Origin of the sequence: Corynebacterium sp. LaCa78, from assembly GCF_046717505.1 — a bacterium.
GTDB lineage: Bacteria > Actinomycetota > Actinomycetes > Mycobacteriales > Mycobacteriaceae > Corynebacterium.
Map to the genome: position 1 here is coordinate 1,436,537 of NZ_CP177112.1, position 24,441 is coordinate 1,460,977.

At 58.5% G+C, this 24,441-nt stretch carries 24 protein-coding genes, 7 tRNA genes and 1 pseudogene; 13 read left to right on the forward strand and 19 right to left on the reverse strand.

The window, feature by feature from the left end; all coding sequences use genetic code 11:
* Positions 1 to 26: 26 nt before the first annotated feature.
* The 9 genes from ACLI1O_RS06885 to ACLI1O_RS06925 all read right to left on the reverse strand — a co-directional run bounded on the left by ACLI1O_RS06885 (position 27) and on the right by ACLI1O_RS06925 (position 3,350).
* Positions 27 to 1,253 (reverse strand): Dyp-type peroxidase, encoded by a 1,227-nt coding sequence (locus tag ACLI1O_RS06885; RefSeq protein ID WP_239268293.1) that lies wholly within the window; start codon positions 1,251 to 1,253, stop codon positions 27 to 29.
* 2 nt (positions 1,254 to 1,255) lie between these two features.
* Positions 1,256 to 1,927 carry a copper chaperone PCu(A)C gene (locus ACLI1O_RS06890; protein WP_239268296.1) on the reverse strand — a complete coding sequence of 224 codons (672 nt, stop codon included), beginning with the start codon at positions 1,925 to 1,927 and terminating at the stop codon, positions 1,256 to 1,258.
* Entirely contained in the window at positions 1,927 to 2,499 is a 573-nt protein-coding gene (locus tag ACLI1O_RS06895) for a copper resistance protein CopC (protein WP_239268297.1), read from the reverse strand. The genes ACLI1O_RS06890 and ACLI1O_RS06895 overlap by 1 nt, the downstream gene beginning before the upstream one ends.
* Before the next feature lie 223 nt (positions 2,500 to 2,722).
* Positions 2,723 to 2,798, reverse strand: a tRNA-Gly gene (locus ACLI1O_RS06900).
* A gap of 38 nt (positions 2,799 to 2,836) precedes the next feature.
* Positions 2,837 to 2,908, reverse strand: a tRNA-Val gene (locus ACLI1O_RS06905).
* Between the two features lie 26 nt (positions 2,909 to 2,934).
* Positions 2,935 to 3,005, reverse strand: a tRNA-Cys gene (locus ACLI1O_RS06910).
* 30 nt (positions 3,006 to 3,035) lie between these two features.
* Positions 3,036 to 3,111: transfer RNA gene (locus ACLI1O_RS06915), tRNA-Gly, on the reverse strand.
* Between the two features lie 38 nt (positions 3,112 to 3,149).
* Positions 3,150 to 3,221: transfer RNA gene (locus ACLI1O_RS06920), tRNA-Val, on the reverse strand.
* Positions 3,222 to 3,274: 53 nt separating this feature from the next.
* A tRNA-Gly gene (locus ACLI1O_RS06925) sits at positions 3,275 to 3,350 on the reverse strand.
* A gap of 257 nt (positions 3,351 to 3,607) precedes the next feature.
* Here ACLI1O_RS06925 and ACLI1O_RS06930 point away from each other — a divergent pair.
* The 5 genes from ACLI1O_RS06930 (at position 3,608) to msrB (ending at position 7,001) form a co-directional block, all read left to right on the forward strand.
* Positions 3,608 to 3,682: transfer RNA gene (locus ACLI1O_RS06930), tRNA-Val, on the forward strand.
* A gap of 87 nt (positions 3,683 to 3,769) precedes the next feature.
* A complete protein-coding gene (locus tag ACLI1O_RS06935) occupies positions 3,770 to 4,672 on the forward strand; it encodes a DMT family transporter (protein ID WP_411706786.1) in 903 nt (300 codons plus the stop codon).
* Positions 4,673 to 4,717: 45 nt separating this feature from the next.
* Positions 4,718 to 5,416, forward strand: a complete 699-nt coding sequence (locus ACLI1O_RS06940; protein ID WP_284771473.1) for a pyrimidine reductase family protein — start codon at positions 4,718 to 4,720, stop codon at positions 5,414 to 5,416.
* Positions 5,417 to 5,422: 6 nt separating this feature from the next.
* Complete coding sequence (locus ACLI1O_RS06945; protein WP_284771472.1) at positions 5,423 to 6,574, forward strand: glycosyltransferase family 87 protein; 1,152 nt, start codon at positions 5,423 to 5,425, stop codon at positions 6,572 to 6,574.
* Between the two features lie 10 nt (positions 6,575 to 6,584).
* On the forward strand, positions 6,585 to 7,001 hold the full coding sequence (gene msrB / locus ACLI1O_RS06950) for a peptide-methionine (R)-S-oxide reductase MsrB (protein WP_005278963.1): 417 nt from the start codon (positions 6,585 to 6,587) through the stop codon (positions 6,999 to 7,001).
* Positions 7,002 to 7,087: 86 nt separating this feature from the next.
* Here msrB and hemQ read toward each other — a convergent pair whose 3' ends face one another.
* Complete coding sequence (gene hemQ, locus ACLI1O_RS06955) at positions 7,088 to 7,789, reverse strand: hydrogen peroxide-dependent heme synthase (protein ID WP_284771471.1); 702 nt, start codon at positions 7,787 to 7,789, stop codon at positions 7,088 to 7,090.
* 150 nt (positions 7,790 to 7,939) lie between these two features.
* Between hemQ and ACLI1O_RS06960 the strand changes: the two genes are divergently transcribed.
* Entirely contained in the window at positions 7,940 to 8,614 is a 675-nt protein-coding gene (locus ACLI1O_RS06960; protein ID WP_284771470.1) for a DUF3000 domain-containing protein, read from the forward strand.
* 1 nt (position 8,615) lies between these two features.
* Positions 8,616 to 9,836 carry an HRDC domain-containing protein gene (locus ACLI1O_RS06965; RefSeq protein ID WP_411706787.1) on the forward strand — a complete coding sequence of 407 codons (1,221 nt, stop codon included), beginning with the start codon at positions 8,616 to 8,618 and terminating at the stop codon, positions 9,834 to 9,836.
* Here the strand turns inward: ACLI1O_RS06965 and dxs are convergent.
* From dxs to dut, 5 genes are all read right to left on the reverse strand, one after another.
* Positions 9,833 to 11,731 (reverse strand): 1-deoxy-D-xylulose-5-phosphate synthase, encoded by a 1,899-nt coding sequence (gene dxs, locus ACLI1O_RS06970; protein ID WP_284849654.1) that lies wholly within the window; start codon positions 11,729 to 11,731, stop codon positions 9,833 to 9,835. The two genes, ACLI1O_RS06965 and dxs, sit on opposite strands and share 4 nt — an antisense overlap.
* 106 nt (positions 11,732 to 11,837) lie before the next feature.
* Complete coding sequence (locus ACLI1O_RS06975; protein WP_284849653.1) at positions 11,838 to 13,094, reverse strand: class I SAM-dependent RNA methyltransferase; 1,257 nt, start codon at positions 13,092 to 13,094, stop codon at positions 11,838 to 11,840.
* Entirely contained in the window at positions 13,087 to 13,794 is a 708-nt protein-coding gene (locus ACLI1O_RS06980; RefSeq protein ID WP_284849661.1) for a DUF3159 domain-containing protein, read from the reverse strand. The genes ACLI1O_RS06975 and ACLI1O_RS06980 overlap by 8 nt, the downstream gene beginning before the upstream one ends.
* 29 nt (positions 13,795 to 13,823) lie before the next feature.
* Positions 13,824 to 14,795, reverse strand: coding sequence for a DUF3710 domain-containing protein (locus tag ACLI1O_RS06985; RefSeq protein ID WP_284849652.1), 972 nt, complete (start codon positions 14,793 to 14,795; stop codon positions 13,824 to 13,826).
* A 13-nt stretch (positions 14,796 to 14,808) separates the two neighbouring features.
* Entirely contained in the window at positions 14,809 to 15,282 is a 474-nt protein-coding gene (gene dut / locus ACLI1O_RS06990) for a dUTP diphosphatase (RefSeq protein WP_284849651.1), read from the reverse strand.
* A gap of 103 nt (positions 15,283 to 15,385) precedes the next feature.
* Between dut and ACLI1O_RS06995 the strand changes: the two genes are divergently transcribed.
* On the forward strand, positions 15,386 to 15,847 hold the full coding sequence (locus ACLI1O_RS06995) for a DUF3093 domain-containing protein (RefSeq protein WP_005278947.1): 462 nt from the start codon (positions 15,386 to 15,388) through the stop codon (positions 15,845 to 15,847).
* A 95-nt stretch (positions 15,848 to 15,942) separates the two neighbouring features.
* Positions 15,943 to 16,185 carry a cell division protein FtsW gene (locus ACLI1O_RS07000; protein ID WP_239269824.1) on the forward strand — a complete coding sequence of 81 codons (243 nt, stop codon included), beginning with the start codon at positions 15,943 to 15,945 and terminating at the stop codon, positions 16,183 to 16,185.
* 190 nt (positions 16,186 to 16,375) lie between these two features.
* Here the strand turns inward: ACLI1O_RS07000 and ACLI1O_RS07005 are convergent, their stop codons facing one another.
* On the reverse strand, positions 16,376 to 16,666 hold the full coding sequence (locus ACLI1O_RS07005; RefSeq protein ID WP_005278945.1) for a DUF4193 domain-containing protein: 291 nt from the start codon (positions 16,664 to 16,666) through the stop codon (positions 16,376 to 16,378).
* Between the two features lie 111 nt (positions 16,667 to 16,777).
* Entirely contained in the window at positions 16,778 to 17,665 is an 888-nt protein-coding gene (locus ACLI1O_RS07010) for an inositol monophosphatase family protein (RefSeq protein WP_239269825.1), read from the reverse strand.
* On the opposite strand from ACLI1O_RS07010, the gene ppgK reads away from it, so the two are divergent.
* Both ppgK and ACLI1O_RS07020 read left to right on the forward strand, forming a co-directional pair.
* Positions 17,664 to 18,422: a polyphosphate--glucose phosphotransferase gene (gene ppgK / locus ACLI1O_RS07015; RefSeq protein WP_239269826.1), complete on the forward strand. Its 759-nt coding sequence runs from the start codon at positions 17,664 to 17,666 to the stop codon at positions 18,420 to 18,422. The genes ACLI1O_RS07010 and ppgK overlap by 2 nt on opposite strands.
* Positions 18,423 to 18,619: 197 nt before the next feature.
* Positions 18,620 to 20,098, forward strand: a complete 1,479-nt coding sequence (locus ACLI1O_RS07020) for an RNA polymerase sigma factor (protein ID WP_239269827.1) — start codon at positions 18,620 to 18,622, stop codon at positions 20,096 to 20,098.
* A gap of 148 nt (positions 20,099 to 20,246) precedes the next feature.
* On the opposite strand, the gene ACLI1O_RS07025 is transcribed toward ACLI1O_RS07020, so the two are convergent.
* Both ACLI1O_RS07025 and ACLI1O_RS07030 read right to left on the reverse strand, forming a co-directional pair.
* A complete protein-coding gene (locus ACLI1O_RS07025) occupies positions 20,247 to 22,010 on the reverse strand; it encodes a DEAD/DEAH box helicase (protein WP_239269828.1) in 1,764 nt (587 codons plus the stop codon).
* The gene (locus tag ACLI1O_RS07030; protein WP_005278940.1) at positions 22,007 to 22,258 is read right to left on the reverse strand and encodes a DUF3039 domain-containing protein; all 252 of its coding nucleotides are present in this window, start codon (positions 22,256 to 22,258) and stop codon (positions 22,007 to 22,009) included. The genes ACLI1O_RS07025 and ACLI1O_RS07030 overlap by 4 nt, the downstream gene beginning before the upstream one ends.
* A 138-nt stretch (positions 22,259 to 22,396) precedes the next feature.
* On the opposite strand from ACLI1O_RS07030, the gene ACLI1O_RS07035 reads away from it, so the two are divergent.
* Both ACLI1O_RS07035 and ACLI1O_RS07040 read left to right on the forward strand, forming a co-directional pair.
* Entirely contained in the window at positions 22,397 to 22,780 is a 384-nt protein-coding gene (locus ACLI1O_RS07035; protein ID WP_023028868.1) for a DUF3099 domain-containing protein, read from the forward strand.
* A 48-nt stretch (positions 22,781 to 22,828) separates the two neighbouring features.
* Positions 22,829 to 24,405, forward strand: a pseudogene (locus ACLI1O_RS07040) (methyltransferase).
* Positions 24,406 to 24,441 lie beyond the last annotated feature (36 nt).

The following is a 24,441-nucleotide window of genomic DNA, read 5'->3' on the forward strand; positions in this document are numbered from 1 at the left end:
ACTAGTTAAATTTACGGATCGTCATTCTACAGGCCAGCATGCGTGCAAAGCGATTCCGCCCACCACGTTTCTTTGCCATCGCTGCCTTTAGTTCCCGGAGGGCAGAAATACATCGCCGAACCGATGTGGGTAAGCCACTCATTCAACAGGTCCGCCTCATCAAGGCGCGCCTGGATGGGTTCGAATTGCTTGGTGGGATCCTGCTGGTAACAGATGAAAATCTGGCCAATATTGGATAGTTGGCCATCCTTGTCATCCGGCGGCAGCTCGTAATTATAGGGGCGGCGCAAGATCTTTTGCTCCGGGTGGTCCTTGGGCGCAGTCGCGCGCGCCATGTGGGAGTTCTTATCAATGACGGGCAGGCCATACTCATCCGTGGCCTTAAAGTCCGCCTCATCGAATTCCTTATCACCCGTAAGCGGTGCCCCATTTTCCAGCTTGCGCCCCACCGCATTTTCGCGGGAGGAGCGGTCCAGCTTTTCCCAGGTATCGAGGTTCATGCGGATGCGGCGCACCACCATGGCCGCACCACCCTGCTGCCACTTCGGGCCATCCTCGATCCAGACCTGCTCCGCGAATTGTTCATCGCCGCGCGGGTTTACGGTGCCATCTTTTTGGCCAAACATATTGCGCGCGGTCGCACCCTTTTCGTGGCTGCCGTAGGCGTTGATAAAGCCCTGCTGCAGCCAGCTAACTTCGGCATAGTGCTCGCCTGAGCGCACCATGTGCCGGAGCGCATAAGTATTCATCAGCGGGTCATCGCTGCAGATTTGCAGGACGATGTCAGTTTGGCCCCACTTGTCTTCTAATTGGTCGCGGGAATAGGCACGGACATCGCCAAGCCACTCCGGCTTATCCACGCCCAGCAGGGAGAAAATGCGCTCGCCCAGCCCACACGTAATGGTGAGGTTCGCAGGCTGGCGCACCATTTCCGGTTCCAAGGTCCCCAACGGCGGCTGGCCCGTGCACAGCGCTCGCGCGTCCTCAGTCCACAGCTTCATCAGCCGGGCAAAGCCCTGCTTGCCGATGCCCTCTTTAAGATCAAAGCCCACCAAGTTCAGGTGCGCTTGCTCCGGCGTGTCAATGCCGGCCTGGTGTGGGCCGTCGAAAGCCACGGTGGCATCGGCAAGCGGGGGCTGCTCCTCCGCTTGAGCGTGTGGTGTTGATTTATCCGAGTTGCATCCCACCAGCGCAATGGCGCTGGTAGACACTGCAGCGCCGGTGAGAAATCCCCTTCTGCTGAATCCCGTCATAATTAGTGCTTGTGGTTTTCTTTCTCGTCGTCCTTGCTGGAGTGGTCGTGGCCAGAGTGATCGTGACCGGAGTGGTCATGGCCGGCGTGATCGGAGTGATCGTGGCCCGCGTGACCGTGGTCCATGCCCTCCATGTCGCCGTAGTCCTCATCGCCAGCGCCCATGGTGCGGGCCTGGATGGTGCCCAGGTCAAGCTCCTCGCCGTCAGACAGGGTGACCGTCATCTCGAGGGAATCACCAGGCATGATGCCCTCCTTCATGCCCATCAGCATGAAGTGGTCGCCGCCAGGAGCAAGCTCGTGGCTCTCGCCGGCCTTGACAACCAAGGGGCTGGACTTTTCGCGCATCTGGCCATCGACGGTCTCGTGAATCTGGTTCATCTCTGCGTCCAGGCTCGTGGAGAAACCGGCGATCTCGATGTCTTTATCCGAGTGGTTGACCAACGTACCGAAGATGGCGGTCATATCCTTGTCTTCGTTGGCGCGGACAACGGCGTCCTCGAAGGTCAGGTCCTTATCCGCTGCCGCAGTGGATTCGCTGGCTTCTGCAGTCGAAGATGCAGCTGAAGTCGAGTCCGAGTTGCTGGAATCGTTCTCGTTATCTGGGGAGCAACCGGCAAGAACCACGGCACTGAGGGATACGCCGGCAATCAGGCGGGAAATTTTCTTCGTCATTATTTGTGACCTTTCGAGTCGTTTCGACGGGTTTTTGCGATCAACAAAGCCAGAACGGCCGCTATGGCCAGCACACCGCCCACTCCCAGGATGATTTTCACCGAGGTGGGCATATCGCTCGAAGAATCTGCAGCTCCATCTGCATCTGCAGCGTCGGTGGAGGAAGCGTCATCGCTATCCCCACCTGTGACCGTAAATGAGACCCCACCGCGCGTGGCGTGTCCATCCGAGGAGGTGATGTTGTAACCCACCTGGTAGTTACCTGGGCCGGGATCGACATCATCTGGAGTCGTGATCGTCAGATCGCGTTCATCTAGCTCCGGCTCCTGGCTAAAGATCTGTTCCCCAGTGTCCTTATTGGTTACCGCAAAGGTGTTGAACTGGTCCTTTGGAATGCCGGAGAACTCCAAGGTGATTTCCTCAGGAAACTCCTCGAGCTGGTCGCCCTCCTTCACAGTTCCGCCCACGACGGAATCGTGCGCCAGTGCTACGGGTGCGGATCCGCCGACGATAAGCGCGGTAGCTCCCACTGCCACTGCCGTGCGGCGCAACCAAGGTACGCGATGGCTCATTTTCAGCTCCTTCAGTTCTGAATTTTGCGTGTGCATGCAAAGACATCCTAATCCCACCGAATGGCTTGGTGACAATCGTGGTCATCAGTGTGTCTCTTCAATAGTCGGTAACAGTATCTCTATAGTTCCGCACCGAAGCGAAAAAGTCTGCGATCTCCATCACTTCAGAAGAGTGGGGTGTGCCAGATACAAAAAAGCCGCCTTGCTAACAAGGCGGCTTGAATGGAGCGGATGACGAGACTCGAACTCGCGACCCTCACCTTGGCAAGGTGATGCGCTACCAACTGCGCTACATCCGCATGCGAAACCAGGCCCGGTTTCTAGGACAAAGTCCTTGTGCGCGATACTGGGATTGAACCAGTGACCTCTTCCGTGTCAGGGAAGCGCTCTCCCACTGAGCTAATCGCGCCCAATGCCCAAAGAGGCATTAAGTTGAGGTGGAAACGGGAATCGAACCCGTGTGCACGGTTTTGCAGACCGTTGCCTCACCACTCGGCCATTCCACCGTGGCGATACCGCCTCACACAATACAGTGCTGGAGCGGATGACGAGACTCGAACTCGCGACCCTCACCTTGGCAAGGTGATGCGCTACCAACTGCGCTACATCCGCATGCGAAACCAGGCCCGGTTTCTAGGACAAAGTCCTTGTGCGCGATACTGGGATTGAACCAGTGACCTCTTCCGTGTCAGGGAAGCGCTCTCCCACTGAGCTAATCGCGCGCTATTCATTTAGTTCCACTTTCCTCGGTGGCATAATACCCTCTAGAAAAGTGTGGAGCGGATGACGAGACTCGAACTCGCGACCCTCACCTTGGCAAGGTGATGCGCTACCAACTGCGCTACATCCGCATCGCGCCGCAGTGCTTCATGCTTTGCGGTGCGTGAACAAACATTATCGTGCTCCCTGCCAGTTTCCAAATCCCCAGCCCAGCACACCTATTGCGCGGCGTAAATCACTCACTTATCGGCGCTGTGAATTGCAGAGGTGTCATTTAACCCGCGCGTCAGCCTTACTAGGCCTTTCATCTTTAACCCCCATCTTCCACGCCCTCCATCCAGCCAATTAGGAAAATGGAACGCACCGGGTGTAAATTTATCCCCCGCAAGGTCCTATAGCTCAGTGGGAGAGCGTTCCGTTCACACCGGAAAGGTCACTGGTTCAATCCCAGTTAGGACCACCACCGCCCACTTAAGCTTAATTTTCTTCGCTTAGGTGGGCTTTCCCATTCAAGTGGGCTTTTTGTCTTATCTGAGTAAAGTGTCCACTCGTGTTGTGGATACTTTTGGGAATTCTTGCTGGTCTGGTCTTACCGATACAAACGCTGGTCAATACCCGCCTTCGCGCCTCCACCGGTACCCCGTTTTCCTCCTCGATGATTTCCTTCGCCGTGGGAACGGTCACCCTGCTTATCGTGGCCACGGCCATTACCGGCGGGGATTACGGCATTGCGCAGGCTTTTGATGAACCACTCTGGATTTGGTTCGGCGGTTTGCTGGGAGTTGTGGCTCTGACCGGAAATATTCTTCTCTTTCCACACTTAGGCGCGGTACAGACTGTGGTCTTACCCATTGCTGGGCAAGTCATCATGGGCCTTATAGTTGACCACTTCGGACTCTTCGAGTCCCCTCAATCTTCCCTCACGGCAGTGCGCGCCATCGGTGCCATTATCGTGCTTGTCGGCGTGATTGCAGTGGTAGCTACCCCGAGCGCGGCAACAAGTAGTGAGGATTCCGCGACCGCCCTGTGGCTCTGGCGGCTTGCCGGGTTTATCTTTGGCTGTTTTACCGCCAGCCAATCCGCTATCAACGGACATCTGGGCCAGGTCACGGGCTCTCCGGTCAGCGCTGCGCTGGTATCTTTCGCCGTCGGCGTTACCGCCCTGGTCATCGTCAATATCGTGTTGCGTTGGCGCCCCCGCATCGAGCGCCCAGAAGGAAAACCCAACCCGTGGTGGATGTGGATAGGCGGTGTATTGGGCGCGCTTTTCATCTTCGGCAACGCCGCCCTCGTTCCGCAGATTGGTACTGGCCTCACCGTCGTCGCCGGCCTGCTTGGCTCGATGTTGGGCTCGCTCATCATTGACCACGTAAGCGGCGCCCCCATTAAATCCCGCCAGGTCCTTGGCATTGCCCTCCTCTTAACCGGTGTTGTACTCATTCGGCTGGTGTAATTAACGGGACCCTTCAGGCTCGCACAACCATTACACTGGCAGGACATGGACATAGCTTCGCTTTTAGGGCCCGAGCCCACTGACCTACCCGCCCTCCGGGCCAATATGGTTTCTACCCTCACCGGGTCTGCCACCATCAACGACCTTTCTGAGGCCATGGGCAATGACACCGATGGAAAGCTTTTCCAGGCCCTGCGTGGCTGGGCGGACGTTGTTTTTGTGGGTGGGCAAACGGTCAGGTCAGAAGATTATTCGGGAGTAGAGCAACACTCTCCCGATTCGCCTCCCGCCCCCATTGCCGTACCCACGCAAAGCTTGAAGTTTGATCCGAACTCGAAATTCTTAACCTACTTCACCACCGCCCCGATCTTCCTTGTCCCCCACGCGGCGCTGCAGAACCCGGAGGTCTCCACAAGGCAAGGCCCCCTTGAGGCGGCAGGCGCAGAGGTAATCGATGCAGGTGAAGGCACCATGCAGGACTATCTCCGCGTATTGCGGGAGCGTGGATTTCAACGCATCCTCTGCGAGGGTGGGCCAGGAATGCTCGGCCAGCTGGTGCATGTCGATGCCATCGACCAGATGTATCTCACCTTGGATCCCCACCTGTCCACCGGCGTGGAAAAGCCCGTGGCTACCTTTCATGGCACGCACTCCCACCGCCGAATGCACCTAGAAAATATTGCTGCAGATACTGATAGCACGGTGTTTCTGCGATACTCGCGCGCGTCTGAACCCGTAGACTAAAAGGTCGTGTCTGCTCGAATAAACGCCGCCGCATGGCCTATTGCCGTTCTCCTCGTCATTCAGCGCGTTTTCATCGTCGCGCGCAATGGGACGCTGACTGATGATTTCACGACGGTCTATAGCGCGCTAAGGCGCATGGTTGACGGTATTCCGGTGTATGAGCAGGCCTATAACCATGTGGATCCGTTGTATCTCTACACCCCGGGCGCCACGCTCTTCTTATCGCCTTTAGCGTGGCTCGATTTCGGCCCAGCGCGCGGCCTTTTCATCGTGGTCAACGCGGTTGCCATTATCGCCGCACTGGCGCTACTGACCCACGTGGTAGGTAGAAAGCTCACCTCACCGATCTTTCCGGTCTCAATTGCTTTAGCCTTCGCCACGGAATCTGTCACCAATACTTTGGCGTTTACCAATATCAACGGTGTGCTCTTATTTTGCATGGCGTTTTTCCTGTGGGCTTTTATAGAAGCAGAACGCACCCCGCAGCTCGCGTGGGTTTCCGGTATAGCCATTGGGCTAGCCATTTTGATTAAGCCCCAATTCGCGCCCCTCCTCTTCTTACCCCTAGTCAAACTGCAGTGGCGCAACCTCCTCGCGGGGCTGGGGATTCCGGTGGTGCTTAACGTCCTCGCGTGGCCGCTGGTGCCCGGTGCAAGCGGTTACCTGGACAAGCTTGTGCCCTATCTGTCCACGACCCGCGATTATGCCAATTCCTCCTGGGCGGGATTACGCGCCTATGTGGAATTTAGCCCCGTCCTCTACTGGGTGGTGTGGATAATCTTTGCCGCTTTGGTCGGCTGCGCGGTGCTTGGGCTACTGCGGTGGCGACAATCCGAACCGGTGTTTTGGGCGCTGACGACGAGTGGCGCGATTATGGTGGGGATCTTCTTCTTGTCCTCGCTAGGACAGCAATATTATTCAATGTGGCTATTCCCGCTAATATTCACCGTGGTCCTGCCGCGCTCCGTCTTTCACTCAGTGGGCGCATGGGTGGCCGCGTTCCTGTTCTTGGCGCCTGTGTCGTGGACGTCGCACGCGCACCCGGATGCTGGGCGGTGGATGAACTTCTTCTCCGGCACCGTGGGGTGGAGCCTGCTCATCGTCATCACCTTCGCCTGCGTTGCCGGATGGTGGCGTGCCACGCAAATAAAGGATTAAACTTAAAGTCATGACTGATTTTAAGCTCATTGCTGATGCCGACTGGCAAAAGCGCCTTAGCCCCGAAGAATATTACGTATTGCGCGAAGCTGGCACGGAGCCACCGCACGTGGGCAAATACACCGACACCACCACGGAAGGTGTCTACTCCTGCAAGGCCTGCGGCGAGGAGCTATTCCGTTCCACCGAGAAGTTTGATTCCCACTGCGGTTGGCCGTCCTTCTTCTCCCCGCTAGCCGGTGACAAGATTATCGAGCGAGAAGATAACTCCCTGGGCATGCGCCGCATCGAGGTTCTGTGCGCCAACTGCGAGTCCCACTTGGGTCACGTTTTCGAAGGCGAAGGCTACGATACCCCGACCGACCTGCGCTACTGCATCAACTCAATTTCCTTGAACTTGGAAGAAAAGCCCGTCGAGGAAAACTAGGATTTCACTACTCCGCGCAGTGAGATGAAATGACAGCGCTGGGAGCACCTATAAAGGCTGCCCCCAGCGCTGTTTTGTATCAAGACTTAAGGCAGAACCTTGATGAGTTCCGCGATGTCTTTTACGCGGCGTCCGGTGTGGAAAGGAATTTCCTCGCGAACGTGGTGGCGGGCTTCGGTATAGCGCATCTTGTACATCAGGTCCACGATGCGGTGCAGCTCGTCGGCCTCGAAGGCTAGCACCCACTCGTAGTCACCGAGCGCGAATGCCGGCACCGTATTGGCGCGCACGTCGGGGTAGTCGCGTGCCTGCATGCCGTGTTCCATCAGGATGCGGCGACGCTTTTCTTCTTCCATCGTGTACCAGTCATACGAACGCACGAATGGGTAGACGGAAATCCACTCCTTGGGCTCTTCCCCCATGATGAAGGAAGGCAGGTGGGATTTATTGAACTCGGCCGGCCGGTGCAAGGCGTTTCCAATCCAGGTCACCTCGCTTACCTGGCCCAAAGTGGTCTCTCGGCGGAAATCGCCAAAGGCCTTTTGGATATCGGAAAATTCCTCGGCGTGCCACCAGATCATGAAGTCTGCGGAATCGCGCATCGCGGTCAGATCGTAGACGCCGCGAACGGTGACCTTATTGTCCTTTTCTAGCTCCGCAAAGAATTCTTGGGCTTGGGAGATGATCTCCTCGCGCTCGGTGCCCAGGCCGCCTGGGATCACCTTAAAAACGGCGTGTTGGGAGTACTGCTGTACCTCGTTGAGTTCCTTGAAATCGAGCTTCGCCATTGCCTTCTCCTTTGCAGAAGCTTATTCGAATATTCGGACAAATCCATCATAAGTTGGAGTTACACCGATTGTCATCCCTCTCCCCTGTGTGCCTCCCACTATCGGCGCGCCTCCGCCAGCTCAAGGTAGCGAAACTATAGCTTTATCAAGGTGAGTAATTCCGAATCGACCACGCCCAGCGCCGGTAAGAATGCCGGAGGCAACTCCGGAGATGGCGCAACCTTTACCTCCCTACGCCGCAACGATGAGGCACAAGAGCCGACGACGCCACCGGCTTTTACTCAGGCGGTAGAGTCCATGCACGCGGCCACTCTTCGCCCTGAGATTAGCCTCGGGTCCATTCGCCCACCGCAGCGGCTAGCCCCCTTTAGCCACGCCATTGGCCTCGAGGTGGGCACGGAAGAGGAGCCCGATATAATTGCCACCGATTCAGAGGGCGATGCCTTCGGACGCCTCATCCTCCTCCATGACCCGGGTGCAGAAGAGGCCTGGGAGGGCGCTATGCGCTTGGTGGCGTATATCCAGGCCGATATGGATGATTCGGTTGCAGGAGATCCGCTGCTGCCGGACGTCGCCTGGCAGTGGCTCAATGAAGGCTTAGAAAAAGAGGGTGCAGAGCTTACCAACCTCGGCGGCACCGTCACCTCCACCGCCTCGGTCCGCTTCGGGGAGATCGGCGGTCCCCCGCGCGCTTATCAGATTGAAATGCGCGCTTCGTGGACAGCGGAGGGACTAGATTTAGCACCGCACGTGCAGGCCTTTGCACAAGTATTAGCCAACGTCGCGGGCCTGCCGCCTGAAGGCGTTACTGAGCTCGGCCGCTAAGATGGTGGAATTTCGGGAGCGTCCGAAAGAGGGTATTCCGAAGGTTTTATCCACCCCGGCGGAATTTGCCGAGGCCGCCGCGCGGTTGCAGGCGGGTACCGGGGCCTTTGCCATCGATACCGAGCGCGCCTCAGGCTACCGATATGATGACCGCGCCTTTCTCATCCAGATACGTCGGCGCGGCGCTGGGACGATGCTCTTCGCCCCAGAAGGCCACCGCGCGGAGTTAACCCAGGCGCTGGCCCCAGTGCTCAATGGGCAGCACTGGATCATTCACGCCGCCCCCTCGGATCTCCCCTCTCTTGGGTGGTTGGGGCTTTTCCCCGGCACCATCTTCGATACGGAATTAGCCGCCCGGTTTGCCGGCTTTCACCGCACCAATTTGGGCGCCATTATCGCGGAGCTTTTCGATGTCCAGCTGGAGAAAGGCCACGGCGACGATGACTGGTCCATCCCGCGGTTGAGTGAAGAAATGCGCGCTTATGCCGCGCTCGATGTCGAGCTCCTGCTGGAACTAGCCACGACGCTGCGCGATATCTTGGCTGAACAAGAAAAGCTGGAGTGGATGCTGGAGGAGTGCGCGGCGATCGTCGCCAAGCATGCACACGACACCGCCCCGCAGCCAGGCTCTTGGCGCGATATCAAGGGAGTATCGAGCTTAAAGAATGGGAAGCAGCGCGCCGCGGCTCAGTCTTTGTGGAAACTGCGCGATGATATTAGCCGGCGAACCGATACCGCGCCGGGGCGCGTGCTGCCCAATAAGGTACTGGTAGAGATAGCCCGGATCCAGCCCAGCACGCAGCCGCAGCTCACCCGCATCAAGGGGTTTCCGCGGCGGAGCAAAGGCGTCGCGCACCGCTGGTTGCTGGCCGTGCAGAAGTCCCAGAATATTCCACCGCGCGGGCGCCCGGGCCCGCTTCATGAGGAAAGAACCGTTCCTTCAAAATCGGTGTGGTCCAGGGAGTATCCAGAACTGTGGGAGGAGTATCAGCAGATCCGCGCCGCCGTTGGGAATATCGCCGAAGAACTCGGGTTGCCATCGGAGCTGCTGCTTCGCCCCGCTATCCTCCGCGCCACCGTGTGGGCGGCCATTGGCGGGAGCGGAACCATCAGCCAGCCAGGCGACGTGCCCGCCTTCCTAGAGCACGAAGGCGCGCGGTCGTGGCAGGTGAACCTCGTTGCACCAGCGTTGATCGCGAGCCTATTTTCCCAGCCGCATTAAGCGGTCAGGTTTTCTACCCACTCGGTAATCGATGCAGAAATGAGCTCTGGGCTTAGGCCGAACTCTTCCAATACCTCGCCGCGGGAGCCGTGCTTGGGGAAATACCCAGGAACGCCGAGGCGGCGGACTGGGGTATCCACCTCGGCCGCGCCAAGAGCCTCAGCAATCATGGACCCGATGCCGCCGCGAATGAGGCCGTCTTCTACCGTCACCACCAGATCGTGATCTGCCGCCATAGCGATAACGGAACTAGCCACCGGGGCGACCCACCGTGGGTCAATAACCGTGACGTTAAGACCCTGCTTCTCCAGCTCTTGCGCTGCCTTGATGCTGCGCGCGGACATCGCACCGATAGAAACGATGAGGACCTCGGGGATATCTTCGCCCGCGTCGGCCTCGCCGTAGTAGAGGATATCGACGCCATCGGCAAGCGTATCCACGGCTTCCATATCGGGCAGCAAGTTTCCCTTGGGGAACCGGACAACCGAGGGCCCAGAATCAATGTCCAGCGACTCGTGGAAGAGCTCGCGCAGGCGCGCACCATCGCGCGGGGCGGCGATGTGCATACCTGGGACGATGCTCATTAAGGACATATCCCAAATGCCGTTGTGGGAGGCGCCATCAGAGCCCGTCACACCGGCGCGGTCGAGCACGATGGTCACCGGCAGCTTGAGCAAGGCAATATCCATGATGACTTGATCCACGGCCCGGTTGAGGAACGTGGAATACACAGCCACCACGGGGTGCATCCCACCCAAAGCCAAACCGGAGGCAGAGGCCATCGCATGCTGCTCGGCGATGCCCACGTCAAAGAACCGATCCGGGAAGCGCTCCTGGAAGGGGGCCAGCCCCGTAGGACCCGCCATGGCTGCGGTGATTGCAACGATGTCATCGCGCTTTTCCGCCGCCGCAATCAATTCTTCAGAAAATGCGGCCGTCCACCCCGGCTGCTTGGTGCCCTTGGCAACGCCGGTCACTGGGTCGATAGCGCCCGTCGAGTGCATCTGATCCTTCGGCTCATTGACCGCAGGCGCGAACCCGTGGCCTTTTTCCGTGACCACATGCACGATGATGGGGCCCTCATAATCGCGGGCATAGGAAAGCGCATGCACCAAACCATCGATGTCATGGCCGTAAATGGGACCAATGTATTTAATGCCCAGCTCAGGGAAAATCTCCGTGGGCAAGACGGTGGACTTGACGCCTTCCTTCATGGCGTGGAGTGCATCAAAGGCACGCTCGCCTACCCACCCCATGGACTTCAGGCGGCGCTTGCCCTGCTCCATGAGCTCGTCGTAGCCGTGCTGGGAACGAATGCGCCCCAGGTTTTCAGAAATGCCGCCAATCGTGGGCGAATAGCTGCGGCCGTTGTCGTTGACCACGATGACCGCATTGCGCTTTTTATCTTCAGAGATATTATTGAGCGCTTCCCAGCACATGCCGCCGGTCAAGGCGCCATCGCCGACGATGCCGATGACGTTGCGGTGGCCTTCCCCGCGAATCTTGAAGGCCTTAGAGAGTCCATCCACCGTCGATAGCGAGGCGGAAGCATGCGAGGATTCTGTCCAGTCGTGCTCGGACTCACCGCGGTCCGTATAACCGGACAGGCCGCCCTTTTGGCGCAGGGTATCGAATTGGGCCGTGCGGCCAGTGAGCATCTTGTGCACATAAGACTGGTGGGAGGTATCGAAGATGATGGGCTCGCGCGGGGAATCAAAGACCCGGTGCAGCGCAATGGTCAATTCCACCACGCCCAAATTGGGCCCCAAGTGCCCACCGGTCACCGATACCTTATCGATGAGGCGCTGGCGAATATCCGCCGCAAGTTCCTCCAACTTATCTGCAGGCAGTGCCTTCAGGTCTTGCGGCGAGTTTATGGTATCCAAGATAGTCATGGAGCGGCCTTCAACTCCTTCTGTGCTTAGTTCTTCCTATCCACCGTACCCGTGGTCCGTATTTTCTTTTATATCGGCTCTATACTTCAGGCGAGGTATTTTCGCGTTAAACGGCGTCCTGCGCCGACTTATTCGCTTCCTTATCTGGGGTAATAAGAGCGATAACCTCAAAGTGATGGGTGCCAGGAAAGGCATTGATTAGCGCCATTTTCTCAGGCTTGTACCCAGCGCGGTGCCACAGGGATAGATCGCGGGCAAAGGTGGCAGGATCGCATCCCACATGCACCACGGCCTGCGGCTTTGCCCCCGCCACGGCGCGGATAACCTGCTCGCCCGCCCCAGTTCGCGGCGGATCGAGCACCACGGCACCAGGTTGGGGCAATTGCGCTGCAACTTGTTCTACCCTGGCGGATTTTACTGCGATATCGATATCGCGCAGCCCCGGCTGTGTAGACGCCGTTGCCGCGGGCGAATAGTCCACGGAAATGACTTTTCCACCGGTGGCATCAGACAACGCGGGCGCGAATAATCCGACCCCGCCGTACAAGTCCCAGGCGGTCTTGTGCTGGTAATCCCGGCCGGCCAGCCACTGCCCCGCCACAGCGCTATAGAGTTCCGGCGCCGCCACATGCGCTTGCCAAAAGGCCGTGGCAGGAAAGGAAAACACGCGGCCATTGACGTGTTCGACCACGGTGCCAGAGCCCTCGATGACCTCGCGAATGGTCTCCACGCGCCTGCCCCGCGGGGCCTTACGTGTTTCCACCACATGCCGGTTACCCGCGCCATCGAGAACCGCGACAATTTCAGCCCCCGGGGTAAAACGCCGCGCACCGTCGCCTACCAAACCATCAATCAAGCCATCTGCTAATTGGGTACAACCGACAGAAGTCACCAGCTCATTCGAGCGGTACTTCCGCAATCCGGCGCGGCCTTGCTTGTCGACGCCCAACCGGACCCTCGTCCGCCAGCCTCGTACCGGCGGCAGGTCGTGTTGTTCAATAGCGAGGGATTCGAGCCCTTCTATGCCGCTGCGGCGCAACTGTTCGCGGAGAACGCCCATCTCGATGGCTGGTTCCGCTGCGGGATCCAACTCGGCAAAATCGCAGCACCCGGCGCCTAGCTCTGCTGCGGGACAGCTACTGGGTACGCGCAGCTCACCCGCAGCAACTATGCTATCGAGCTCGCCCTTGATAAAGGACTTTTTCACCTTACCCGCGGTTGCGCGGACCGTGTCCCCCGGAAAAGCCCGAGGGACAAAGACGACGCGCCCGTCCGGGGCGTGGCCAATGCCAAGTCCACCATGCGCCATGCGGTCGATGGTGACTTCCAGGGTGTCTCCGCGAGATAGTGCTGGCTCATTCATTTTCTGCCTCGAACTCTTGTGTACTGCGATCTGAACTTGTGGCAAGCCCGGCATTTTCTGCCGCTTCTACTGCGGCATCTGCGCGGCGCACCATCCACACGGTTAATGCGGTCACCAACAGTGTCAAGGGCCAGCCCATGACGATCCTGGTAATGCCCAAGGCGGTCGTCTCCCCAGCATCATAAATCGCCCGCTGGATGATAAACCGCGCCAAGAAGATGACGGCCCACCCAGCGGTGGCGATGGAATACGCCCTGCGCGCAAGCTTTACCTTTTGCCAGGCCATATCATCGCCGTTCAAGCCCTTCCAGATAACGCCAACGGCCGGCCACCGGAAAAGGATGGATAGCGCCGCGGCGATAAACAGGGCCAGCGACATCCAAATGCCGTATAAGAAGTAGCCTTTGGCATCGCCGGTAAACCAGGCGATGGCGGCGCAAATGGCCACCCCGATAAGGCCAGAAATGGCCGGCTGGATGGTCTGTTTGCGAACAATGCGCCAGATCGCGATCACTACCGCCACACCCAGCGCGGAGATGAGCGCTGGGGTAAGGCCGTAAAGGCTATTAACTGGAATAAGGACGACAATGGGCAACGTGGCCGCAACCAGGCCGGGAAGGCCTCCCATTTGTTCCAACAGAGTTGGCTCATTATCGCGGTCCTGGTCGTCGCCTAGCTGAGGAGCCTGCGGCTCCGGCAAAGAGTTACTCACGTAGCGTTCTGCTTTACTTACTTATCGGAATCGGGGTTAGACCCCTTGTCTTTGTCATGTGTAGGAGATTCATTCTCCCCCTTGCGTGGCTGCGCGCCCAAATCGCGCAGCTGCTTTTCGGCTTCCGCCTCAGCTGCGGGATCGGGGCCGCCTACCCCGTTTTCTGGGTGGCCTTGGGCCGCCTGCGCCTGGGAATTTGCGCCTGCTTGTTCCTGCTGGCGCTTTTCCATGGCTTGTTTGACCTGCTCCACCAGCTGCTTGGGCATGATGACCGGCAGTGCGTTGCCCGCCAAAATAGGATCCTCACCGCGGTAGACAAAGGTGCGCGATGCTACATCGCGCGCGATCTGCGCCAAATCCTCTTCAAGGCCGGTAGGTGCCGCAAGAGTCAAGCGCATCATCCACCGCGGGCCTTCGGCGCCAATGACGCGGAGCTGACCGTTGTCATTCTTGCCGACGATCTCCAGCCCCCAAGGGCCTTGCTCCGTGGTGACGGATAGCCCATCGCGGCTCATGCCTTCCTTGATTTCTTCCACGGATTCTGCCCACTGGCCAGGCTTTCGCGGCGCTGCGAAGGCAACGGGAGTAATACGGCCCGCCTTCGTGACAATGTGCAGCATCTTCGGGCCTTGTTCGCCCATTTCTACCTGGACTTGGGAATCCTTTGGCAGCGGGATGCGCATCGAGCCAAGGTCCAAGATTCCGATGGAAGAATCAGAGAAGTCAAAGTCTTCGATATTGACGGAATCGCCATCAAAGGGGCCGGTTTCGCCATTTACGGCGTCGTGGGCAAACTCCGTTGGCACCTGTCCCGAGGCTGCGGCGGCGTCGGCAGCCGTATCTTTTACGGATGCAAAGGAACTCGATTCAGCCGAAGCCGATCCTGCGGAATCAGCGGCAGGCTCTTGTGGCTGCGATTGTTGAGGGTTTTCCGGCTCTTCTTTCCGGCCGTCATCGTTTTTCTTTTTGCCAAATGGCCAAATGCCCATTTTGTAATCCTTCCTATACGCCGGTTGATCCGTAGCCGCCGGTACCGCGGACGGTCTCATCCAAGTCTTCTACTTCGCTAAAATCCATTAGTTCTACGCGCTGTACCACGAGTTGAGCGATGCGCATGCCGCGCTCGATCTCGATCGGGGTGTGGGGATCGTGGTTAATCAGGCACACCTTGATCTCCCCGCGGTAGTCAGCATCCACGGTACCCGGCGTATTGACAATGGACAGCCCATGTTTAGCTGCCAGTCCGGATCGCGGGTGAATTAATCCCACGGTGCCCAGCGGCAAGGCCATGGCAATACCGGTGCCGACGAGGGCGCGTTCGCCAGGTTGGAGGGTAAGCGCCTCGGCAGCGTAAAGATCGGCGCCGGCGTCACCCCGATGCGCCCGAAATGGCATCGGCAGCTCTTTATCGAGGCGCTTAATTTTGACGTCTCCTACTGGCGTTTGTTCCTGCGGTAGCGAATTCGAATCAGTCACTTAGCCAATCCTACCTGCCCCAGTCGGTTCATTCTGTGCGTGGAGTGGACTAGAATGCCTAGGCGTGTCTGATATTTCTGCTCCTCAACCCGCTGCCCCGAAAGTGTTGTATCGCGAACGCCAATGGGTGCCGTGGTACTTCTGGATTTTTGCAGCCATCGTTGTGGCTTTAACCTCAGCTACGGCAGGTCTCAACCGCTCTGTGTGGTGGACCATCATTCCCGCAGTCCTGCTCGGCGCCATCGCTATCTGGGTGCTCATCACGTGGTCTGGGACCGTTGTTCAAGTAGAACAAGATGAAGATGGAACGCGGTGGCTGCTCGTCAAAGACGCACAGCTACCCAATGAGGTTGTCTCTCGTTCGATTACCGTTCCAAAGTCTGCTCGCCATAACGCGCTGGGCCCGCAATTCGATCCGGCCGCATTCTTGGTCTCTCATGCCTGGATTGACGAGCACGCCATGATGGTCCTCAATGATCCTGAGGATGACACCCCATATTGGCTCATTGCCTCGAAAGATCCAGACCAACTGCTCCGCGCCTTCCTACCGGAGCAGCACGCTTAAGCTTCATGGGTTTCGGAGGAGCTTTAGGCAGAACTCAGAAAGATGGGAAACCCTGGATACCTCCGTGGTGGTTTTCCTTCGTGATACTGCCGCTCATGGTCATCGCTGAATTCTACGTCAGTCAAGTAACCGGTTGGCGGGGAGTGTCCTCCTCCAACGTGGAAGGAGTCTCTTGGAGCGAAGTGAGCTCTGACGGCATCGTCCTTCATGTAGTGGGATACATGGCTTTTTACTTCGTTCTAGTGCTGCCCATCTTCTTGGTTCGTCGATATCTATGGGAGAAGCGACGAAAGCAAGGGAGCACACCGGATAAGAAGAGCAATGACGAGCAGCCTTAGATAGAACAGGATAGCTGAGGGGGCCTGCCCCCGAAAAGAGAAGTCCCAGGGAGTTAGGTCCCGCGCACATTGGGTGTCTGCTAAAAAGGAAAACTTCACCCCCGCCGCGTTTGCCTGTGCAAACTGCGGCGGGGGTGAATCTTTATTTGGGTTGTGCGCAGTAACGGCTAGCTAGGCCAATACTGGCTGCTTAGGCACAATCCTTACAGATGGGCATGCCATCTTCTTCGTGCGAATAACGCTTATTGGACTGGACCAAAAAGCAGGAGCCGCAGGTAAATTCGTCTTCTTGACGGGGAACGACCTGTACGTTGAGCTCTTCGCCGGTGAGGTCAACTGATGGCGGTTGGAATGCTTCGACGATTTCGCCATCGTCATCCATGCCGTTGCTTTCGGGTTCAGCTGCTTTCAGTCCCTCTAAAGAGTCAGTTTCAAGTTCGTCTTCTGCACCGCGGCGCGGTGCGTCATAATCGGTGGCCATACTGCACGCCCCTATAAGTCGATTTGCTTTAGGAATAGTTGTTTATCGATCGCGCATAGTAAAGGACAAACACCGATATGTCATCCCGCTGCTAAGAAATTCTAAGATCCTTCACCCCCGCATCGCTTCCTTAGCGCCATGTCCTGCCAAAAGATCCTCAAATGCGGGTGCCAAATTCACCCCCGCGGCCCAGGTTAATTCACCATCAGCGGACCCCTTGTCCAGCCCTGGGTGATGGACCTTCGCACCCGCCTCGCGGGCAATGAGAGCACCGGCGGCAAAATCCCAAGCGTTAATGCCGTGCTCAAAATAGGCATCTACGCTCCCCTCGGCCACGCGGCACAGATCGAGGGCGGCTGCTCCAATGCGGCGGATATCGCGGACCTGCGGCAGCAACTTGGTCAGCAGCTCCGCCTGTTGCTTGCGCCGCTGTGCGCCATAGCCAAATCCCGTCGCAACCAAGGAAAGCGCGGGGTCATCTTGTTCACCGCACCGTAGCGAAGACCGCGTGCCATCCGCAGTGGCAACCGTGGCACCTTCGCCGGCCGCTGCGGAATACACCTGCCCCCGCGCCACATTGACCACAGCGCCTGCTACCAGGCGGCCATCGTATTCCGCGCCGATGGAGACCGCGTAGTCCGGAATGCCGTAAAGGAAATTGACCGTGCCGTCGATGGGGTCCACAATCCACCTGACCCCGGTCGTCCCGTCGAAGCTCGCGCCTTCCTCACCTAATAGGCCATCGCCAGGGCGGCTTTCCTTAATCGTGCGCGTAATAAACTCCTCGGTGGCGGTATCGACCTCCGTCACCGGGTCGACGGCGCTCGATTTTGTCTGGGTATGTGCCGCAATACCGTCTCCAGCAACCAAGTCGGCGCGGTGCGTGCGGATAAGTGCGGCCGCGCGCACGGCGGTAGATTCCGCAAAATCTCGCAGCTGCAGAAAATCTATGTCATGATCCATGCCAACCATTGTGCCTTCTTCTACACTTGCGAGCATGACTACTCATACTGGCCACTCATTTGGCATCGATATCGGCGGCTCAGGCATTAAGGGCGCAGAAGTCGACCTCAAAAACGGTGAATTCGTGGGCCCGCGGCTGAAGATCCCTACCCCACAGCCATCCACACCACATGAGGTAGCCACGGTGGTCGCCCAAATTGTGCGCGAAAAAGAGTGGGACAAGCCCGTCGGCATCACCTTGCCCTCGGTGGTGTCGAACCACACGGTGCACTCCGCTGCCAATATCTCACCTGAGTGGATAGGCGTGGATACCACCGAGTTGTTTTCGCGTTATCTAGACGTTGACTTTGTGGTCTTAAATGATGCCGATGCCGCAGGCCTTGCGGAAGTCGCGTATGGAAACGAGTTGGCCAAAACCGGATCCGTCATCTTTTTGACGCTGGGAACCGGCATCGGGTCAGCCTTCTTCCTCAACGGTCAGCTCTTCCCCAATACTGAGCTTGGCCACCTCATGGTGGGAACTGACGAGGCCGAGGCGATTGCGTCCTCCGCCGCCAAGGAACGCGAAGGACTGAAGTACAAGGAGTGGGCGCCTCGGCTCAATCGTGTGCTGCAGGAATACGAGAAATTATTTAATCCCCAGGCTTTCCTCATCGGGGGTGGCATATCTCGCAAATTCCACAAATGGGGCCCCCACTTAACTATTGATACCCCCGTAATGCCTGCACAGTTGCAAAATCGTGCGGGTATTGTAGGTGCAGCGATGGCGGTATTAGAAGGCCTAGAGCCATAAAATCGCCGTTGCAGTAACCCTATCTACCGGCATTGTGCAAAAATCGCCTATACTGGGCGGTCGATCCAAAATTGCATGGCTCTCGGGCGTGTCTGACCTGCATAAGGCCTACACCCGCTAGCATTTCTTAATGCTATTGCCACCCTGTGCGGGTGCGGTGAGCTATTCCCATCAAGTAGTAAGTCGAAAGGGCGTACGTGGCAGCCACTGATTCTTCAGACCAGGCACTCGGCGAGGACGATAAGTCTGTCGAGGCATCTACTCCTGCAAAGAAGACCGCCAAAAAGACGGCAAAGAAAACGGCGAAGAAAACCGCCAAGAAGACAGCTAAAAAGACGGCGAAAAAGACTGCCAAGAAAACGGCTAAGAAGACCGCCAAGAAGTCAGCGAAGAAATCAGCCAAGAAAGCTGTCAAAAAGACCGTGCGAGCCTCTGCGGCGGAACCGCAAGACTCCCCCGCAAACTCCGCGGAGAAAGCACCGTCGGAAGCTGAGGACGCAGAGGATCAGCTCGACGCCGTTGAGCAAGACACCCCTGCGGAAGACGTCGACTTCGACCCCACCCATGAGGACATCGAAGAGGACGAATTCGATGCCCCCACTGACCTCGATGAAGACGATATTCAGGAAGAGTTGGGCGAAGAAGAAGACGAGGACGAAGTAGAAGATACATCCTCGGTCTGGGATGAGGAAGAATCCGTCGCCCTGCGCCAGGCACGCAAGGATGCTCAGCTGACCGCCTCCGCCGACTCCGTGCGTGCGTACCTCAAGCAGATCGGTAAGGTTGCCCTGCTGAATGCTGAGCAGGAGGTCTCTTTGGCAAAGCGCATCGAGGCTGGCCTGTACGCGCAGCACCGCATGGACGAGATGGAAAAGGCTCGCGCGGAGGGCGATAAGGCTGCCAAGCTCTCCCCCATGGAAAAGCGCGACCTGCGCAGCATCGCAAGGGACGGGCGCAAGGCTAAGAACCACCTGTTGGAAGCCAACCTTCGCCTTGTGGTCTCCTTAGCCAAGCGCTATACCGGCCGCGGCATGGCTTTCTTGGACCTTATCCAGGAAGGCAACTTGGGCCTTATCCGTGCGGTGGAAAAGTTCGACTACACCAAGGGCTATAAGTTCTCTACCTACGCCACGTGGTGGATCCGCCAGGCCATTACCCGCGCAATGGCTGACCAGGCCCGCACCATCCGCATCCCGGTTCACATGGTGGAGGTCATCAACAAGCTGGGCCGCATCCAGCGCGAGCTGCTGCAGGACTTGGGCCGCGAGCCCACCCCGCAGGAGCTGGCAAAGGAAATGGACATCACCGAAGAAAAGGTGATGGAAATTCAGCAGTATGCGCGTGAGCCCATCTCGCTGGACCAGACCATCGGTGATGAGGGCGATTCTCAGTTGGGTGACTTCATCGAGGACTCTGAGGCCGTCATCGCCGTCGATGCCGTGTCCTTCACGTTGCTGCAGGACCAGCTCCAGGACGTGCTGACCACGTTGTCTGAGCGCGAAGCTGGCGTCGTGCGCCTGCGCTTCGGGCTTACCGATGGCATGCCGCGCACTTTAGACGAGATCGGCCAGGTCTACGGCGTTACCCGCGAGCGCATCCGTCAGATCGAGTCCAAGACGATGTCGAAGCTGCGCCACCCCTCTCGTTCGCAGGTATTGCGCGATTATCTCGACTAACTAGATCGCCCGCCCCGCACAGCATTAAGGCCGCACCACCGTGGTGCGGCCTTTTAATGTGCCTACTACCCTCCTGCGGGGCTGGCGCGGCGACAGCGGCGCGCCGCCAGCTAGCCGGCCAGCAGCCAACCAGCCACAAGGAGGCACGCTACCACTTGCGCAAGTAATTGATGCGCTCGCGCAGTTGGTCCGCGCTGCATAACGCGGTGGGCGGCCCACCGCAGGCCTTGCGGACCTCGGTATGGATGGCACCGTGCGGCCGGCCAGAGCTTTGCGCAGCGATGGAGACCACCGTGTTGAGCTCCTTGCGCAGCGCGCCGAGCTCATCCACCACACCGGTTTCCTCTGCGGAATCGGACTCTTGCTGCTTCGCGGCGGGCGCATGACCCATGCCGTAAATCTTGCGGCGGTGGGCCTCTTCTGCCTCGGCTGCCCGGCGCGCTTTTTCCTCAGCCTCGCGACGGTCCATTTCCTCGGATTGCTTCTTGCGCAGTAGGTCTTTGACCTGGTCGGCATCGAGGAGCCCGGGGATGCCAAGGAAATCGGCTTCTTCATCAGAGGTCATATCGCCGGTATTAAACTGCGATCCGTTATAGAGCAGGCCAGAGAATTCGGCTTCGGCGCCTAAGGACTCGTAGGACTTTTCCAGCATGTCCGGTTCGGTCTTTTTCTGGTTTGCCTGCTCGAGTAGCTCGTCGTCCCAGCCTTCTTTCTCGGTCTTTTCTTTGCCCAGGACGTGGTCGCGGGATTTTTCCATGTGCTCTGCAAGGCCGAGCAGCACGGGGACGGAGGGCAGGAATACCGAGGCGGTTTCACCCGGCATGCGGGAGCGCACGAAGCGGCCGATTGCCTGGGCGAAGAACAAGGGGGTTGACGCGGAGGTGGCGTAAACGCCCACCGCGAGGCGGGGCACGTCAACGCCCTCGGACACCATGCGTACGGCAACCATCCATTCATCGGTGGAGTCCGCAAATTCTTGAATGCGGTCCGAGGAGCCTGGGTCATCGGACAAAATGACCGAGACTGGGGTATTGGAGAGTTGCTTGAGGATTTTCGCGTAGGCGCGGGCGGTGGTGGTATCGGAAGCGAGCACGAGCCCGCCGGCATCCGGCATATTGCGCCGCATCTGCATGAGGCGGGTGTGCGCCGCCTGCAGCACGGCGGGGATCCATTCGCCCTTGGGATCGAGCGCGGTGCGCCAGGCGCGCGCGGTTTGTTCCACGTTCATGATGTCACCCAGGCGCGCGGAGTGCTCCTCCCCGGCGGAGTCCCGCCAGCGCGCCTCGCCGGAGTAGGACAAGAAGACGACGGGGCGCACGACGCCATCGGCAAGCGCATCGCCGTAATCGTAAGTGTGGTCGGCGCGCGAGACCTTGTGGCCTTCCCCATCGTCCTCATAGCGCACAAAGGGGATGGGTGATTCATCGGAGCGAAACGGCGTACCGGTCAGCGCGAGGCGGTGGTTGACGTCGTCGTAGGCCTCCTTGACGCCATCGCCCCAGCTTTTGGCATCACCGGCGTGGTGGATCTCGTCCAAGATCACCAAGGTGCGCCGCGCGGAGGCAACGGCGCGGTGCTTGAATGGGTGCATGCCCACTTGGGCATAGGTCACCACGATGCCATCCATGCTGGGGTTGACCGCAGAGGAATTCGTGAAGGCAGGATCCAAGGCCAAGCCCACCCGCGCGGCGGCGGCAGACCACTGCGTCTTCAGGTGCTCGGTCGGCACCACAACGATGACGCGCTCTACCGTGCGATCTTCCATGAGTTCCGTCGCGATGCGCAGAGCAAAGGTGGTCTTACCCGCACCTGGGGTCGCCACGGCCATAAAGTCTTGTGGCTTGGTGGCGAGGAATTTATCGAGGGCTGATTGCTGCCACGCGCGGAGGTTCGTCTTCTTAAACGTCCTCACTTGCGGCGGAGACCCTTAAAAACGCGTTCGCAATCGGGGCATACCGGCGAGCCCGGCTTTGCTTGTTTGGTTACCGGGAAGGTCTCACCGCACAGGGCAACGACGTACTTGCCGTTGACCGCGGAATCGAGTATCTGATCCTTTTTGACGTAGTGGAAGAACTTCGGCGTGTCATTATCCGTCGTCGAAGTGTCTTCACGAATATCTGGCCGTTCAATTGTCTTCGTAGTCGTAGTCACGCACCCCATTTTGCCGCATCTGCATCGAACTTTGCGAGTCATGCGTCTACTCTTGGAGAATATGCACACTCTACGCACTCCATTGCCGGCTCTCCTCTCCCCTCTTGTAGGGTTACGCGCCGCGCTCCAGGGAGGTGCGTAATTTAAGTGTTTGGCAAAAAGGAACGTTTTCTCATCACGGATGCCAAGCTCTCGCCCGCACAAGATCGCAGGCGCCGGGAGCTGTGGTACGGATTTTTCCAATTCCTGCGCGTGCCGTCCCTGCTCATTGCCGGGGTCTTTTTATACCTGCATTGGTGGCTGCTCGCGGCGATTATCGTGGGCGTGACCTTTCCTTTGCCGTGGATTGCCGTGGTCATTGGCAATAGCCGCGGGGAGAAGAAGGACAAGCGCGATAAAAATGTCTATAAACCCGCGATGAATCGTCAGCTATATTCGCAGTATCAGAACCAACAGATTTCCCGCGGCGGCTCCAAGGCAATCGAATCTCAGCATTCCGTTATTGACCATGACGATACTGCCTCCGATTAGGCGCATAACCCGCATGAATAGCACGACTGGAAAGGATCTTCTCCCAGCATGACGTCCTTTGGCCCTCATTTCGATGCCGCCGCGGTGCGCGATCTTGCCCCAGAGCTAGCGGAGGCTTTTTCGCAGGCCGGTTTTACTACCGATGGTTTAGCGGGGCATTTGGGCCCGGAGCTTACGGAGGCCCTCTACCGCGGTGAGCCTGCCGCGGTGGTGCGCGGCACCGCCGGCAATACCAAGCTGGATACGCTCATCCGCTTCTTCCTGCTGCATGAGCATCTGCCTGCCACGCTGCTTGCCGATGCCCTCGGGGCCCGCCTTGCCGCCAAGCTCCTAGATGCCGGCGTGGCGCTTTCCGATGATTGCGGCAGCATCTACATTGCCCTCGATATCCGGCCCCATATCATCGTCGGCTCCAACCGCCTCGTCTTTTCCGATGTCGATGCCTCGCTGGTGAGCCACGTCCCCGGCGCGGATCACGTCTTGGGTGTCGGGGCGGCAAGCCTCTCACTCTTGCAATCGACGCCGGTAAGCCCGGTATCAACGGTGCTCGATCTGGGCACCGGTTCGGGAGTGCAATTGTTGGGTCAGCTCGAGTGCGCGCGCAGCATTACCGCGACAGATGTCCACCGGCGCGCGCTTGATTTGGCCGGCGCCACCGTCGCTGCCGCGGGGGCTAGTACAGAGGTAGAGCTTGTAGAGGGCTCGTGGTTCGAGCCCGTTGCGGGGCGCACCTTTGACCGCATCGTGGCCAATCCCCCGTTCGTCGTTGGCCTTCCCGAGGTGGGCCATGTCTATCGCGATTCTGGCTTGAACTTGGATGGGGCAAGCGAATTGGTTGTTTCTCAGGCCGTTGACCACCTCGCCCCGGGCGGAACCGCGCATTTGCTCGCCGCCTGGGTGCATACCGGTGGGCAGACTTGGCAGCAGCGCGTGGCCTCGTGGCTGCCGGATAAGGGTGTGGCTGCCTGGATCATTCAGCGGGATGTCGCCGATCCTTCCCTCTACGTATCCACGTGGCTGAAGGATGAATCGTTGGATGTGCGCAGCGACGAGGGCAAGGCGCGCTCTAAGGCCTGGCTGGATCATTTCCACCATCACGATGTCACGGGTATCGGGTTTGGGTTCGTCGCCATCCAAAAAATTGCCGAAGCCGCACCCTCCGATATCTTGGCTGAAGAAATGCCGCAGTACTTTAGCGACCCATTGGGACCCGAGGTGGAGGAATACTTCGCCCGCGTGGCATGGCTGCGCGACTTGGTTCCTGGTGAGCTGGAGGGAAAGCACTTCCAGGTGCGCCCACAGGTGGCGAAAGAAGAAGTCAGTGTGGCCGATACCGATAATAAACAAGGATTTAGCCGGGCGGTTATCCGCCTGACGCGTACCGATGGTCCCGGTGGAGCCACGAAGTCGATGAACACTTGGCAGCAATCGTAGCTGGCCTTTCTCCCCACGGGCTCAACCTTGGAGAGACCGTTGGCCTGTATGCGGTGGCGCACGGCTTCGATGAGACAGAACTGACCGCGGCCGCGCTTCCCGCCATCATCGATATGGTTCGCCATGGCCTGCTCATCCCCGCCGATCTGTTGCTCGAGGATGACGCTTCCCCGGCTGCCTACACCGATTAGCGCCGAATAACACTGAAGAGCACTGAATAGCCAGGA

Excerpts from the sequence above, each read along its gene's own strand:
- ACLI1O_RS06885 (WP_239268293.1), bottom strand. The coding sequence starts at position 1,253 with ATGACGGGATTCAGCAGAAGGGGATTTCTCACCGGCGCTGCAGTGTCT.
- ACLI1O_RS06890 (WP_239268296.1), bottom strand. The coding sequence starts at position 1,927 with ATGACGAAGAAAATTTCCCGCCTGATTGCCGGCGTATCCCTCAGTGCC.
- ACLI1O_RS06895 (WP_239268297.1), bottom strand. The coding sequence starts at position 2,499 with ATGAGCCATCGCGTACCTTGGTTGCGCCGCACGGCAGTGGCAGTGGGA.
- ACLI1O_RS06940 (WP_284771473.1), top strand. The coding sequence starts at position 4,718 with ATGGACATAGCTTCGCTTTTAGGGCCCGAGCCCACTGACCTACCCGCC.
- msrB (WP_005278963.1), top strand. The coding sequence starts at position 6,585 with ATGACTGATTTTAAGCTCATTGCTGATGCCGACTGGCAAAAGCGCCTT.
- hemQ (WP_284771471.1), bottom strand. The coding sequence starts at position 7,789 with ATGGCGAAGCTCGATTTCAAGGAACTCAACGAGGTACAGCAGTACTCC.
- ACLI1O_RS06965 (WP_411706787.1), top strand. The coding sequence starts at position 8,616 with ATGGTGGAATTTCGGGAGCGTCCGAAAGAGGGTATTCCGAAGGTTTTA.
- dxs (WP_284849654.1), bottom strand. The coding sequence starts at position 11,731 with ATGACTATCTTGGATACCATAAACTCGCCGCAAGACCTGAAGGCACTG.
- ACLI1O_RS06975 (WP_284849653.1), bottom strand. The coding sequence starts at position 13,094 with ATGAATGAGCCAGCACTATCTCGCGGAGACACCCTGGAAGTCACCATC.
- ACLI1O_RS06985 (WP_284849652.1), bottom strand. The coding sequence starts at position 14,795 with ATGGGCATTTGGCCATTTGGCAAAAAGAAAAACGATGACGGCCGGAAA.
- ACLI1O_RS07000 (WP_239269824.1), top strand. The coding sequence starts at position 15,943 with ATGGTCATCGCTGAATTCTACGTCAGTCAAGTAACCGGTTGGCGGGGA.
- ACLI1O_RS07005 (WP_005278945.1), bottom strand. The coding sequence starts at position 16,666 with ATGGCCACCGATTATGACGCACCGCGCCGCGGTGCAGAAGACGAACTT.
- ppgK (WP_239269826.1), top strand. The coding sequence starts at position 17,664 with ATGACTACTCATACTGGCCACTCATTTGGCATCGATATCGGCGGCTCA.
- ACLI1O_RS07010 (WP_239269825.1), bottom strand. The coding sequence starts at position 17,665 with ATGCTCGCAAGTGTAGAAGAAGGCACAATGGTTGGCATGGATCATGAC.
- ACLI1O_RS07030 (WP_005278940.1), bottom strand. The coding sequence starts at position 22,258 with ATGGGGTGCGTGACTACGACTACGAAGACAATTGAACGGCCAGATATT.